12 protein-coding genes are annotated in these 13,882 nt (G+C 35.4%); 11 read left to right on the forward strand and 1 reads right to left on the reverse strand.

Going from position 1 to position 13,882, the window contains the following annotated elements; genetic code table 11:
- Window positions 1–15: 15 nt before the first annotated feature.
- Genes O0931_RS13625 through O0931_RS13665 form a run of 9 tightly spaced genes read left to right on the forward strand, consistent with a single transcriptional unit; the run spans window position 16 to window position 10,133 of the window.
- A complete protein-coding gene (locus O0931_RS13625) occupies window positions 16–1,272 on the forward strand; it encodes an O-antigen polymerase (RefSeq protein WP_269416125.1) in 1,257 nt (418 codons plus the stop codon).
- Between the two features lies 1 nt (window position 1,273).
- Window positions 1,274–2,260, forward strand: coding sequence for a glycosyltransferase family 2 protein (locus O0931_RS13630; RefSeq protein ID WP_269416126.1), 987 nt, complete (start codon window positions 1,274–1,276; stop codon window positions 2,258–2,260).
- Entirely contained in the window at window positions 2,257–3,297 is a 1,041-nt protein-coding gene (locus O0931_RS13635) for a glycosyltransferase family 4 protein (RefSeq protein WP_269416127.1), read from the forward strand. The genes O0931_RS13630 and O0931_RS13635 overlap by 4 nt, the downstream gene beginning before the upstream one ends.
- Window positions 3,294–4,040, forward strand: coding sequence for a glycosyltransferase family 2 protein (locus O0931_RS13640; protein WP_269416128.1), 747 nt, complete (start codon window positions 3,294–3,296; stop codon window positions 4,038–4,040). Before O0931_RS13635 ends, O0931_RS13640 begins: the two co-directional genes overlap by 4 nt.
- Window positions 4,037–4,924 (forward strand): NAD-dependent epimerase/dehydratase family protein, encoded by an 888-nt coding sequence (locus O0931_RS13645; protein ID WP_269416129.1) that lies wholly within the window; start codon window positions 4,037–4,039, stop codon window positions 4,922–4,924. Before O0931_RS13640 ends, O0931_RS13645 begins: the two co-directional genes overlap by 4 nt.
- Window positions 4,921–5,895, forward strand: coding sequence for an MraY family glycosyltransferase (locus tag O0931_RS13650; protein ID WP_269416130.1), 975 nt, complete (start codon window positions 4,921–4,923; stop codon window positions 5,893–5,895). The genes O0931_RS13645 and O0931_RS13650 overlap by 4 nt, the downstream gene beginning before the upstream one ends.
- A gap of 15 nt (window positions 5,896–5,910) precedes the next feature.
- A complete protein-coding gene (locus O0931_RS13655; RefSeq protein WP_269416131.1) occupies window positions 5,911–7,854 on the forward strand; it encodes a polysaccharide biosynthesis protein in 1,944 nt (647 codons plus the stop codon).
- Complete coding sequence (locus O0931_RS13660) at window positions 7,820–9,472, forward strand: gliding motility protein RemB (protein ID WP_269416132.1); 1,653 nt, start codon at window positions 7,820–7,822, stop codon at window positions 9,470–9,472. The genes O0931_RS13655 and O0931_RS13660 overlap by 35 nt, the downstream gene beginning before the upstream one ends.
- A 37-nt stretch (window positions 9,473–9,509) precedes the next feature.
- Window positions 9,510–10,133 (forward strand): class I SAM-dependent methyltransferase, encoded by a 624-nt coding sequence (locus O0931_RS13665; RefSeq protein ID WP_269416133.1) that lies wholly within the window; start codon window positions 9,510–9,512, stop codon window positions 10,131–10,133.
- On the opposite strand, the gene O0931_RS13670 is transcribed toward O0931_RS13665, so the two are convergent.
- Window positions 10,123–10,857, reverse strand: a complete 735-nt coding sequence (locus O0931_RS13670) for a polysaccharide deacetylase family protein (RefSeq protein ID WP_269416134.1) — start codon at window positions 10,855–10,857, stop codon at window positions 10,123–10,125. The two genes, O0931_RS13665 and O0931_RS13670, sit on opposite strands and share 11 nt — an antisense overlap.
- A 323-nt stretch (window positions 10,858–11,180) precedes the next feature.
- Here O0931_RS13670 and O0931_RS13675 point away from each other — a divergent pair, with 323 nt between their 5' ends.
- Together O0931_RS13675 and O0931_RS13680 are read left to right on the forward strand one after the other, a co-directional pair.
- A complete protein-coding gene (locus O0931_RS13675) occupies window positions 11,181–12,896 on the forward strand; it encodes a capsule assembly Wzi family protein (protein ID WP_269416135.1) in 1,716 nt (571 codons plus the stop codon).
- Between the two features lie 174 nt (window positions 12,897–13,070).
- Window positions 13,071–13,880, forward strand: coding sequence for a polysaccharide biosynthesis/export family protein (locus O0931_RS13680; protein WP_269416136.1), 810 nt, complete (start codon window positions 13,071–13,073; stop codon window positions 13,878–13,880).
- Window positions 13,881–13,882 lie beyond the last annotated feature (2 nt).

Genomic DNA, 13,882 nt, shown 5'->3' on the forward strand with positions numbered 1-13,882 from the left:
ATAATCTGCGCTCTTTTGATAGTTGACGCATTATTGATAAGCAGGTATGCATCGTGGGGTTGTACAGCGGAGGAATTGATTCCTTATGGTATTTTTTTAATCCTTGCTGAGTCTGTATCTGTTTTTTCTGTTGTGAGATTCAAACAGTTTATTAACCCATTTACGATATATAGTTTTTTCATTTATATAGCCGGGTTTTCATTTCTCATCATCTCTGACAGACAAGTAGGCTATGATTTAAATTTTATTTTAATAATTACGTTTAGCATTGCTTCATTTATCATAGGTGGGCTGGTAGCCATGAAAACTTTTGCATTTAATTTTCAAAATATTATCCCGCCACTGAGCCAAAGAATCAGCCTGTTTTTTTTACTTTTCCTATTCATTGCCGGAATTGGCGTATTTGCGTTGGAAGTTGGTCAGTTAGGTTATTTGCCGGTTTTCAATCTTGCCAATGCCGCTGTTTATGAAGAACTTAACGAAAATGAAGTAACTCCATTACATAATTTTATAGTTTTGAATTCTGTTTTGCCAGCCATGTTTTTCATAACGTATAAAAAGGGCACGATACGTTTCTGGCAGTTTTTGTTGCTCACCTGTGTTTGTGGATTTATAATTCTGAATTTTTTCAGTAGACAAATCATTGTTCTGTTCTTCTTTTCATTATTAATGGCATACAGCTATTATAAACGAATTCCATTTTTAAAATTGTTTTCAATAGGTGCGGTTTGTGTCGTTTTATTTATCGTTTTAGGGCAATTAAGAAGTAGTTCTGATGAAAATGCCAATTCAATTTCAGTAAACGATTTCCTTAGAGATTACGGAGACATCACCAAGCCTACTAATATTCTCGAAACTTATCTTTCCCTATATGGTGGTGTTAACTTTTCGGCAGGTGATGCTATCGTTCATGATGCCATTCGTGATGGTTATGTGAGCTACGGCGCCTATACTGCCAGGCCTGTGATAACACTTTTACCTGCAGATAAAAATGCACTTTATCCTCTTCTTTATAGTTCTTATACAAAAATAGGAACTTATATGATTGATCCGTATTTAGATTTCAGATGGTTTGGTGTTATTGGATTAAACTTTCTTTACGGTTTATTCTCAATGAACTCTTTTAAAAATTATCTGGCAAAAAATGGCGAATATTATATTGTAGAATGGTCGTTATTTATCTTTTGTATTTTCATGTGCGCCTTCACCAATTTCTTTCATATGTTCTTTGTGGCTTTTTTCTTTATCGTAAATCGAATAGCAATAAAATAACATGAGTGAGCTACCATTGTTAACAATTTTAATGGCGACATATAATGGCGGTAAATATCTGATTGCTCAACTAGAAAGTATATTGGCTCAAACCTACCAAAATTGGGAGTTGGTGATAAGAGATGATAATTCTACAGATACTACTCAAAAAATTATTACCGAATATTTAAGTAAGGATAAACGATTACGGCAATTGAAATTTGGTGATTTACACGGAACAGCATGTCGTAATTTTTCGCAATTATTTGATTGGGCCTGTCAGGAAAACAAACAATATATACTCTTTGCCGACCAGGATGATATATGGTTGCCGGATAAGATTGAACTTTCTTTAAAGGAGATTAAGGAAGATGAAAAAGTTTATGGTTTTACTACACCGTTGGCAAAATACAGTAGTTTTGAATTTATTGATGAGGAGGATAATCCGATTGATAGGATATTAAAATTACCAGCTGAATTGACTTTGAGGGTTTTACTTAACGAAAACTATGCATGGGGCTGCACCATGATTTTAAATCGGGCAGCTGTTGACTTGATAAAGCACATTCCACCAGAATCTGTAAATCACGATTATTATATTGCTTTGGTTGTTAGTGCTTTTGGTCGTATTTCTTTAATAAACAAAGATTTGGTGTTATACCGACAACATCAAAATAACGTTAGCGGAAACGTAGAAAACATGGGGTTTTCCAGCCGTTTCGATCGCTATTTTAGAAATACTTCAGTAATGATAAAACCACTAACTCAAAATTATGCGCTCGTTAAGTCATTTTATGAGCATTATTCTGATAAGTTATCTCCGGAAAATAAACGATTAATATCCGGTTTCTTGTCTTCATACCAATCAGGCTTCTTTAACTTGCTAAAAACGCTTTTTAAATTTGGGATATTTAAAATTGGCCTTGGAAAGAACCTGGTTTATATTTATACATTGTTTCTTTACCGCAAAAAGGTTATTGATGCCATTTATAAATCTTCGAAAAAATGAAGATACATTACGATAATCTGATATACAGCCTGCAACGTGCAGGTGGCATTTCCACTTATTGGTCGGAATTAACTTCGAGGTTGTTGCAAGACAAGGAAGATATTTCCTTTACTGAATCCTTTAATCATAATGTGGCAAGAAAAACTTTGTCTATTCCTCCACATTGCATTTTCCAGAATAAGCATAAACAAACACTTATCAGCCGTTTTCAACGCATCTCATTGCCATTTAAAACTGAGTTTATCTTTCATTCCAGCTACAATAGGGTAACGAATAACCCAAAAGCAAGGCAGGTGGTGACCATTCATGATTTTGTGCATGAAAAATTTTATGGAGGAATAAGGCGCTACCTGCACTTACATCAGAAAAATAAATCTATAAATGCTGCAGCTAAAATTATAACCGTTTCAGAAAACACGAAACGCGATTTACTTGAGTATCATCCACATTTATCTTCACAAAACATAGCGGTTATTTATAATGGTGTTTCAGAAGATTTTTATCCGTTAAAAGATAAATCTATAGCTAAGAAACCTTATTTACTATTTATCGGTTCAAGAGCTTATTATAAAAACTTCAGCTTTACAATTGATGTGGTTAAGCAGCATAGCGATTTTGATTTATTTATTGTTGGTTCCGCGCTGAATAAAAAAGAGACGGATGAATTAAACAATAAGTTGAAAGGAAAGTGGAAACTCTTTTCGGGTATTGATAATCAATTGCTTAATGAATTGTACAACAATGCTTTTTCTGTAATTTATCCCTCTGCCTACGAGGGGTTTGGCATTCCATTGTTGGAAGCTATGAAAGCCGGTGTGCCTTTTATTGCGTTGAATAGCTCATCAATCCCTGAAGTAGCTGGTGATGCCGGAATACTGGTTAACGATTTAGATCTTCAACAGTTTGCTCAGGCCATTAATATTGTTGACGCCCAGCGACAGCAAATTGTTGATAAAGGATTTTTACAGGCTCAGAAGTTTTCGTGGGAAAAAAGTTATGCAGAAACAAAAGCTGTTTATCAAAGTTTAGGGTTATGAAGATATCCATTATAACCGTTGTTTTTAATAACGAGTCGACAATTTCGACGGCAATTGAATCCGTATTAAATCAAACTTATAAGGACGTAGAATATATTATTATTGATGGAAAATCGACTGATAATACCCTCGAAATCATTAATAAATATGCCTCATCTATCAGTAGAATTGTATCAGAGCCTGATGGGGGAATATACGATGCGATGAATAAAGGCATAGCTTTAGCAACCGGAGATGTAATCGGTATATTAAATTCTGATGATGTGTATGCAGATAATAACGTATTGAGCAACATCATGCAGGAGTTCAACGAGCCAACAATTGATGTGGTTTACGGAAACCTGGTTTATGTGAAAAGTAACGATTTAAACCAGGTGGTTCGGAAGTGGCAATCCAAAAGTTACTACCCCAATTTTTTTGAGGATGGTCACGTCCCGCCACACCCATCTTTATTTATAAGGAAAGAAGTGTATGCCAGGGTAGGCACTTTTAATCAAAAGATGAGGTTGGCGGCAGATTATGAATTTATGCTCCGCCTGTTTAAATTACATAATTTCAAGAGTAAATATATTGACAAGTTATTTGTAAAAATGCGATTAGGCGGTGCGACTAATGGCAGCGTGAAAAATATTATCGATGGTAATAAAGAAATTCTGAAGGCCTGGAAAAATAATCATTTGAAAGCGCCATTTTTGCTTATGCCTAAAAGGATACTTAAACGATTAATTCAATTTATAAAATGAGGATTCTTTTAACCGGCGCTACAGGATTTTTGGGATTAGCTATTCAACGTCATTTTGAAGGTCATGAAGTAGTCACTGTTGGCAGGAGTAATTGTGAGGTAATTGCACATCTCGAAAAAGTCATCCCTGTTTTGCCTGAGGCCGATTTAGTCATTCATGCGGCCGGGAAAGCACATTCCGTACCTAAAACCAAAGCACAGGAAAAAGAGTTTTTTGATGTTAATGTTAAAGGTACTGAGAATTTGCTCAAGACCCTGGAACGTTCTGCCACGTTACCAGAGTCATTTGTTTTTATCAGCTCAATTGCTGTTTATGGTGCTGAGGAAGGTATTCTTATAGATGAAAGTTTTCCATTGTCTGCCAACGATGCTTATGGTAAAAGTAAAATTGGAGCCGAAAAGCTTATCATCGACTGGTGTGAGTTAAATAAAATTAACTGTACAATTTTGCGTTTACCGCTTCTGGCCGGCTCAAATCCTCCGGGAAATCTCCGTGCAATGATAAAGGGAATTCAGAAGGGCTATTATGTTAATATCGCTGGAGGAAAAGCAAAAAAAAGCATGGTCATGCGGGAGGATGTTGTTTCAATAATTTTAAAGGCTTCACAAAAAGGGGGTATTTATAATCTTACTGATGGTCATCACCCTTCTTTCGCGGAACTTTCTGAAGTTATTTCAAAGCAATTAAATAAGCCCAATCCCTTTAACATCCCGCTTTGGTTTGCGAAACTGATGGCATTCGGAGGTGATTTAATTGGTAATAAAGCCCCAATTAACAGCAAAAAACTCGGTAAAATTACTAAAGATCTTACCTTTGCAGATGATAAAGCGAGAACAGCGTTAGGATGGAAGCCTGAGCCTGTACTTGAACGATTTAAAATATGAATTTTACCATCTCTTTAATTCTTCTAGTGGTGCTCTTTTTTCTAATGCTGCTTTATATTAAAACAGCAGAGAAATTTAAGATAATTGATAAACCTAACAGAAGAAGTTCTCATACCGATCATATCGTAAGGGGTGGTGGCATCATCTTTCCAATAGCGATTTTAACACAATTTCCGATTTTTGGCTTTCAAAATTTTTGGTTTGTAGCAGGCCTGGTTCTAATCAGCCTCATTAGTTTTATCGATGATGTCAAGCCGGTTGCTAATCGAATCCGTTTGTTTTTTCACTTAGCTGCCGTTGCATTGCTCTTTTATCAATTACAGGTTTTTGAATTGCAATGGTATTTTATCTTCCTGGCTTTCTTCTTTGTGATTGGTACAATAAACGCGGTCAATTTTATGGACGGCATCAATGGAATAACAGGAGGATATGGTTTGATAACGCTCATTTCGCTTTTATATATTAACCAGACAGTGGAATTTACCGATTCGAACTTAATTCTTTGTGCAATTATGGCGGTTCTTGTCTTCAATTTTTTCAATTTCCGTAAAAAAGCTAAATGTTTTGCCGGCGATGTGGGTAGCATAAGCCTTGCCTTTATATTGGTTTTTTTTCTGTTGCAGTTAATAATAAGCACTCAGAACATCACCTACATCATGCTGCTTTTAGTCTATGGTTTGGATGTGGTTAGTACCATAATGTTTAGGTTGATTCGGAAAGAAAATATTTTTGAAGCGCATCGTAAACATTTTTATCAATTTTTAGTAAATGAGAAAAAAATGCCTCATTTGGCAGTCGCCATCTTATACAGTATGGTACAATTGGGCATTAACTTTTGTTTAATTCGGTTTCCATTCAGCTCTTTAGCTTATCTTCTTATCATTTTATCGATATTAGGCATGTTTATTGTTATATTGCGCTTTGTTTTCGAAGGTTATCGGCGATTAACAAAGAATGCTGGTATAGACTAACAATTAAGAAATACTTTGTTTAGCAAAATCAATATCGTACCCCGCTGGCTTATATTTATCATTGATTTGGTAATCTGCCTTGTTTCTTTAGGGATAGCTTACTTCATTAAATATAATTTCGATCTTACCGGTGTAGTATTCTCTTCTTTCGGACGGAATATTTTAATTACAACTATTATTAATATTGGTGTATTTCTAAATGTGAAATCCTATTCTGGTATTATACGTTACACCAGTGCTCAGGATACCTTTCGCATTTTATTTGCTGTTTTAATCAGCAATTTTATTCTTTTTGGAGCTAATTTGGTGATGGGTACTTTTTTAACTGAGCCACTCATTTCCAACATTATCATTGTTGTGAATGGCCTTGTCAGCTTTGTAATGCTCATAACCTATAGAATATTGGCCAAATATTTCTTCATTTACATAAAAAATCTTCACCTCGACAAACTCCGGGTAATTATTTATGGCGCAGGTGAGGCTGGGGTGGCTACGAAACGTACTTTCGACCATGATAATCGTGTTAACAAAAATATTATTGCATTTGTTGATGATGATGAACGTAAAGTTGGTAAAACAATTGATGGTATCCGGATTCTGGAAGCAAAGAATTTAGAAAAACTTATTGCGGAACATGAAGTTGATGAAGTTATTTTTGCAGCTTATAGTATTCCCGTTGATAGAAAAAACGAAATTGTCGATGCCTGTTTAGAGCATGATGTAACCGTTCTGAATATTCCGCCCTCTAATGTTTGGATAGATGGTAAATTGCAGACTTCACAAATACAAAATATTAATATTGAAGACCTGTTAAATCGTAAGAGTATTGAAATTGATGTTGAAGGAATAAGAAACCAATTAAGAAATAAAAGGGTTCTGATTACCGGAGCTGCGGGTTCTATCGGAAGCGAGATTGTTCGGCAATTGCTGAAGTTCGAACCCAGCTTGATCATATTAAACGACCAGTCTGAAACAGCCTTACATGAGCTTTACCTGGAGCTTGAAGAAAATAACCATAGCTATAATTTTCACGCATTTGTAGGTGATGTGAGAGATAATAAAAGAATGGAGCACCTTTTTAAAACCTACAAGCCCCAATATGTTTATCATGCCGCCGCTTATAAGCACGTGCCTTTAATGGAAGACAATCCAAGTGAGGCCATAAAAACAAACGTGTCTGGAACCAAGATTGTTGCCGATTTATCAATCAAATATGGTGTGCGTAAATTTGTAATGATTTCGACAGATAAAGCCGTAAACCCAACAAATGTTATGGGGGCGTCTAAGCGTATTGCAGAAATTTATGTGCAATCCTTAAATAATACCCTTAGTGATCACAACCATATTTTTAGCAATGGTTTAAGTTATATCAATGAAATTGAAGTGAAACCAATTACTAAGTTTATCACGACACGTTTTGGAAATGTTTTGGGATCAAGTGGTTCGGTTATTCCAAGGTTTAAGCAACAAATCGAAAAGGGAGGGCCTGTAACGGTTACGCATCCTGAAATAACCCGATACTTCATGACCATTCCCGAAGCCTGCCGGTTAGTACTGGAAGCGGGAAACATGGGCTCAGGAGGTGAGATATTTATCTTTGACATGGGTAAATCGGTTAAGATTGTAGAATTAGCCAAAAAAATGATCAGATTGGCCGGTTTGATTCCAAATCAGGATATCAAAATTCAATACACAGGGTTAAGACCAGGAGAAAAATTATTTGAAGAACTTCTCAATGATAATGAAAATACCATGCCTACCCACCATCACAAAATTATGATCGGTAAGGTAAGGGAATATGTATTTAATGATGTTGAAAAACAAATTTACAGATTAATTGACTGTGCCAAATTAAATGAAAACCGACAAGTGGTCGTCATGATGAAAGAACTGGTACAGGAATATAAAAGCAACAATTCTATTTATGAAGAACTCGACCATGCCGATGAAACAAACTAAAACCATGCTTAGATTTGTTTTTTCCCTGGCCATTTTGCTTGTTTTTCGCCTTCAGTTTGCACAGGCACAAACACCAAATCAAAATATCCCTTATTCTTTTCAGTTTTATCAAAAATTAAATAATTCCGTTTATGATGTAAACTCGCGTTTCCATAGTTCTATAAAAGGCTATTATGGCGATGATAGTCTCTTGAATAATCAATTTAAAAGCCTGATGCAATTAGGTGTTGATACTTTGAATAAAAAGAGCTGGGTTAGAAGGAAGCTTACCGATGAGCATTTAATCAACTTTACCGGCGACGACTTCGTTGTTTACGCAGATTTCTTACCTGATTTTCAAATCGGTCGCGAGTTTGATGAAAATAAAACAACCTGGAAAAACACAAGAGGTTTCCAGATAGGAGGCAACGTTGGCGAAAAGTTTTCTTTTTACGCAAATGCTTATGAGAACCAGGGTGTTTTTGCAAATTATGTAACCAATTTTATCAATACGAACCAGGTTGTACCCAGTGAAATGACTGGTAAACTTGGTAATGTTACAAAGGATTGGTCTTACGCAACTGCATTATTATCATTTACGCCTAATAAGCATTTAAACCTTGCATTGGGATATGATAAGAACTTTATTGGTGATGGTTATCGGTCGATGCTGCTATCAGATGTAGCAGCCAATTATTCTTTTTTGCGACTTCGGGCCACTTTAGGGAATGTACAATATCAAACCATTTTTGCTTATATGCTCGATCCGGGGGCCGAAAAGTTGACCACCGACAGGCGTTTAGGTGATAGGGGTAAATGGATGGCTGCGCACTATTTAGACTGGAACATTACAAAACGTTTTTCAGCAGGTTTTTTCCAGGCGGTTACCTGGGCTGATGCCGAGGTTGAAGGAAAAAGAGGCTTTGATTTCAATTATGCGCACCCTTTTATTTTTCTACGATCTGTTGAAGGTGCAAACACCACTTCTCCAGATAAAATGCGTTTGGGTGTCAACTTAAAATATGAAGTTTTAGATAAAACCACGCTATATGGAGAGTTCATGTTTGATGAATTTACGGCAAGGGAAGTTTTTTCAAACAGGGGTTACTGGGCAAATAAATTTGCCATGCAAATCGGATTCAGGGGTTCGGATTTATTTAAGGTTCAAAACCTTAATTACCTGGCCGAATTCAATACGGCAAAACCGTATACATATGCCCATTTCGATAGGGTTTCCAATTATGGAGCGATGAACCAACCACTGGCCCATCCTTTTGGTGCTAATTTTAGAGAATTTGTGGGCTTGCTAAATTACAGTTACAAGCGCTTCGATTTACAGGGACAAATGATTTATGCAAATTACGGACAGGATCCCGCAGGATTAAATTATGGTAAGAATATTTTTCTTAGTTATGAAACCAGGGTTCAGGATTATGGGAACTTTATTGGTCAAGGCATAAAGACAAACTTATTTTTTACCGAAGCAAAAGTTTCTTATTTAATTAATCCCAAATATAATCTTCGAGCAGAGTTGGGTGGTGTTTACAGAAGAGAATCTTCTGCTGCTGCCATCCAAAATACAGCGTTGGTTACCATTGGTATCCGTAGTACTTTCAGAAATCTATATCAGGATTTTTAGATATATAAATTCCTATTACAGTTTAATTTATAAACATATGGTTACCGCAGAGAAAGTTTATTACTATTTCAGACAAAAGTTCATCAGGAAGTTTTTATATCGTTTTGGAATTGGAAGCCCGGTTGGTAAGAATGTATGGGAAGAGCAGTTTAAAAATGGGGCCTGGGATTATCTTTATTCAGATACAGAAGCGCTTCACTACAAATCAATTGTTAAATTTTATAAACAATACGGTGGAGGCAGTGTGCTCGATGCGGGTTGTGGACAAGGTGTTTTGTTTCATTACCTTAAATCGGATATTAAAAACCCTGACGATTACCTGGGCTTTGATATTTCAGAAAATGCTGTTGAACAAGCAAGAAAAGCCTTCCCCCCTTATCGTTTTGATCAGATGGATTTCAATAAGTCTACGCCGAGTGAAAGATTTGATTTTGTTATTTTCAATGAATGTGTTTACTATTTTAAAAAGCCTGTTGAACATTTGCAGTCCTATCTTGATAAAACTTTAAACCCGGGTGGATACGTTATCATCTCCATGTTTTATTATGCTGAACATGCACAACTCTGGAAAAGATTTGCTGAAAAATATAACTTTTTAGATTGGGAAGAAGTGACGAATGAAAATGGCCAGAAATGGAGAATATGTATATTTAAGCCTTAAAAAGCTTATTCTTAAATAAAATGATTGGATCATAAAATAAACGCATTAACCTATACCTACTGTTCAGCTTCATGTTTATAGTTTGTTTATCGTCCTGTTCATTAATGGCAAACCGGCGTAAGGTATAATTTGTTTCATAAGGGCTATAAATGGATAAACCAAATTTATAGCCTGCCTTTATTAACAGTTGTTGGTGCTGTGCAGGAATTTTACCATACGGATAGGCGAAAGAATATACTTTATTGTTAAGCAAGCCTTCCAAAGTTATCTTTGAATTTAGCATGTCGTTATAGGCCAGGTCTTTGCTCACTAAATTCAGCTTAATGTGTTTCTCACCATGACTTCCTACCTCCATACCCATTGAAACCAATTGCTGTAACTGAATTGCATTCATCAGTTTTACGCTAATCATCGAATGTTCCTCAATGTCCCAAATGTTTAAACCGTCAATATGCTCTGAAGGCATATAAAATACGGCTTTCATTTTTCTCCGCAGTAATTCGGGAATGGCGAAGTCAAACAAAGCTGCAGCGCAATCATCGAAAGTGATAATAACCTTGTTTTTTAAGTGTTTTTCGTTAAAATCTGATTCACTAATCTCCTGAAAAGTTGTGGTTGTTAAGCCATTTTGTTCGATGCAATCTAAAAATTCAAGAAATTTATTCCGGCTAATACACCATTTTTTCAAACTCGGGTGAGGCTGATCAGCTACATGATGTAACATTACAATCGGAATATTCAATTTCTTCGGAATCAATCTAACCTTATCTATTCAAACTCAAATAAACGTAATATATCGCTTAAAACCTTAAAATTCGATGTTTTTTTCTCAAGGAAAAATAATAGCATTGTTTTTTGATTTTTTTTTCTTAGTGTATTAGACAAAATTTGTTTGAATAACCCGCTTATAAAACCTTGATTTCTATGGATTAACGTATATTCGTTATAAATGTGTTTTCTGCAATGAGGAAAAGCTTCATCACGTTTAAAAACTTTATATACCTTTGCACACATTTTAACGTTAATTATCAAACATTAATCTATTCTATGAGGAATCTTTATATTTTTTTAATCCTTTTGGTTTTCAGTAAAAGTTCTTTTGCGCAAACCCTGCCTGTAGGTTTGCTGGAAAACGTAGAAGATGCTTATAGAAGGCAACAGCTGCTGGGTAAAGATAGTTCTAATAGTTCTTACATGATTCGACCAATGTTTATGTCGAATAAGAACAACCTACAGTTGGATTCAGCTTTTTCGGTGAACAATTTTATAAAATTGTTATATTCGAATCCTAAGCTTAAAACAGAAGTGTATGCTTTACCAGTGGTTTGGCAACAACAGTTTAATTCCCACCATCCTTACGGCATGAATGACGGTTCGATGGTGCAGGCGAAAGGCTATCAAACACAAATTTCGGCAGGTATTTATGCGAAAATAGGCCCATTAAGTATTCAATTCAGACCAGAATATGTTTATGCAGAAAATAAAGGTTTTCAACGCTTGGCAGATGCTCCAAATGGGGTTTATTGGAATACGCCATATACCACATATTATAACCAAGTTGATTTGCCAGATAGATTTAATGATGGTTCTTATTCTAAATTAAGTTTAGGTCAAAGTAGCGTTCGATTAAATTTTGGCCCATTATCTGCCGGATTTTCCAATGAAAATTTATGGTGGGGTCCTGGTGTTCGAAATTCCTTATTGATGAGTAACAATGCTTCTGGTTTTCGCCATTTAACCTTAAATACGATACGACCAATTAAAACCTATATTGGTTCGTTCGAAACGCAAATTATTGGTGGACGTTTAGAGCAATCGGGCGTAAATTTAAAGAATGATTTGACAGTACCCTTAGCCATAAGAAATGAACTTGTTCAGAAGCCTTATGAGTGGCGTTATATTTCTGGTATTGTGTTGACCTACCAGCCAAAATGGGTACCTGGTTTGTATTTAGGTTTTGACAGGACTTTTATAGTAAACCGTTCGAAGATGGGTAGAAGTTTCGGTGATTATTTTCCTATTTTCTCAAAGGTAGAAAAAGTAGGCTTTGTTACCCCTGAGGGAATATATAGTGAAGATGCTGCAGAGCGAGATCAGTATATTTCATTTTTTACTAGGTATGTTTTACCAGAAAGTAAAGCAGAAATTTATTTTGAATACGGAAGAAATGATCATGCATACGATTTAAGGGATGCTTTAGTCGAACCAGAGCATACTAGAGCATATATTGTAGGCTTTAGAAAGTTAGTACCTTTAAGAAAACCTGATGAATTTATACAAATTGGGGTTGAATTAACACAATTAGAAAAAAGTAATACTAGTCAAACCAGAGACACCCCTCCATGGTATATACACGGATTTGCATTAGATGGCTACACCAATAAAGGCCAGGTATTGGGTGCTGGCATCGGGCCGGGAAGCAATATGCAATCTTTAAATGTGAGCTGGGTAAAAGGCTTAAAAAGGATAGGTTTTCAATTTGAACGCACCGTAAACAATAATGACTTATTTTATAGTTTTGCCTACGCTTCTGCAGACCGACGACAATACATTAACAGGCACTGGGTAGATTTAGCATTTGGCGGAAATTTTTCATGGACTTACAAGCAGTTTTCATTAAATACCCAGCTAACCTATATTCGATCACTTAATTATCAATATCAATGGCAGGATAGCACCCCTCCGGGTGACTATTGGAATTGGGATAAGCAAGATGTTAATAATTTACATCTTAAGGTTGGTATACTCTATAATTTTAAGTAATAAAAATGCATCTATTTCACATTAAAACCTATATGTCATAATTTTCATTTTTATTAATTGCAATTTAATGATTAAGTTTGCTGGAGTATTAAACTATGCATTTCTATCTACTTATTTGGCAATAAATACAAAATCATAAGAATTAGGTATGCTTTTTTAATATCATTTACAACTATGAATAAATCCATTTTTTCTTTTTACCGCCTTAGTGGGGTTCTTTTTATATTAATAATAGCTTTTACATCTTCTTGTGTTAGCAATAAAAAAATCACGTATTTTCAGGACATACAGACAGTTAATCAAGCCAAACTGGAGAATGCAGCTGCATTTGTTGAACCGATCATACAGTCTGATGACATATTAAGCATAAATATCTTTACGCTCAATCCACAAAGTGGTGCGGTTATAAATCAAGCAGCATCAAATACCGTTTTGGGAGGAGGCGCGAGTTCTGCTGTAGCCGCACAGCAAGTTAATGGTTTCTTAGTAGATAAAAATGGAGACGTAGAACTTTCATTAATTGGTAAAGTAAAGGTTTCGGGTTTAACTACCTACCAAGCACGTGAATTGGTACGAGAAAAAGTAAGTGCTTTTTATAAAGAACCTAATGTACAACTTAGATTTGTTAATTTCAAAGTTAGTGTTTTAGGTGAAGTTAATGCACCTAGTACTTATACCTTACCCAATGAAAAAGTATCAATTCTTGATGCCTTGAGCTTAGCGGGAGATTTGACAATTTATGGTAAAAGAGATAATGTTTTGGTTGTGAGGGATAATAATGGCAAAAAGGAGTTCGCCCGGTTAAATTTAAATTCTTCAGATATTTTTAATAGCCCTTTTTATTACTTAAAGCAAAATGATGTTATTTACGTAGAGCCAAATAAAGCTAGGGTTTCAGCTAATAATGCAGCTCAAATTCAAACAATTGGTATTGTAACATCAATATTGTCAGTCCTAGTATTGGCCATTTCAACATTTAGATAATT

Origin of the sequence: Pedobacter rhodius, from assembly GCF_027213645.1 — a bacterium.
GTDB lineage: Bacteria > Bacteroidota > Bacteroidia > Sphingobacteriales > Sphingobacteriaceae > Pedobacter > Pedobacter rhodius.

Excerpts from the sequence above, each read along its gene's own strand:
- O0931_RS13635 (WP_269416127.1), top strand. The coding sequence starts at position 2,257 with ATGAAGATACATTACGATAATCTGATATACAGCCTGCAACGTGCAGGT.
- O0931_RS13670 (WP_269416134.1), bottom strand. The coding sequence starts at position 10,857 with ATGTTACATCATGTAGCTGATCAGCCTCACCCGAGTTTGAAAAAATGG.
- O0931_RS13650 (WP_269416130.1), top strand. The coding sequence starts at position 4,921 with ATGAATTTTACCATCTCTTTAATTCTTCTAGTGGTGCTCTTTTTTCTA.
- O0931_RS13680 (WP_269416136.1), top strand. The coding sequence starts at position 13,071 with ATGAATAAATCCATTTTTTCTTTTTACCGCCTTAGTGGGGTTCTTTTT.
- O0931_RS13675 (WP_269416135.1), top strand. The coding sequence starts at position 11,181 with ATGAGGAATCTTTATATTTTTTTAATCCTTTTGGTTTTCAGTAAAAGT.
- O0931_RS13645 (WP_269416129.1), top strand. The coding sequence starts at position 4,037 with ATGAGGATTCTTTTAACCGGCGCTACAGGATTTTTGGGATTAGCTATT.
- O0931_RS13660 (WP_269416132.1), top strand. The coding sequence starts at position 7,820 with ATGAAGAACTCGACCATGCCGATGAAACAAACTAAAACCATGCTTAGA.
- O0931_RS13640 (WP_269416128.1), top strand. The coding sequence starts at position 3,294 with ATGAAGATATCCATTATAACCGTTGTTTTTAATAACGAGTCGACAATT.
- O0931_RS13665 (WP_269416133.1), top strand. The coding sequence starts at position 9,510 with ATGGTTACCGCAGAGAAAGTTTATTACTATTTCAGACAAAAGTTCATC.
- O0931_RS13630 (WP_269416126.1), top strand. The coding sequence starts at position 1,274 with ATGAGTGAGCTACCATTGTTAACAATTTTAATGGCGACATATAATGGC.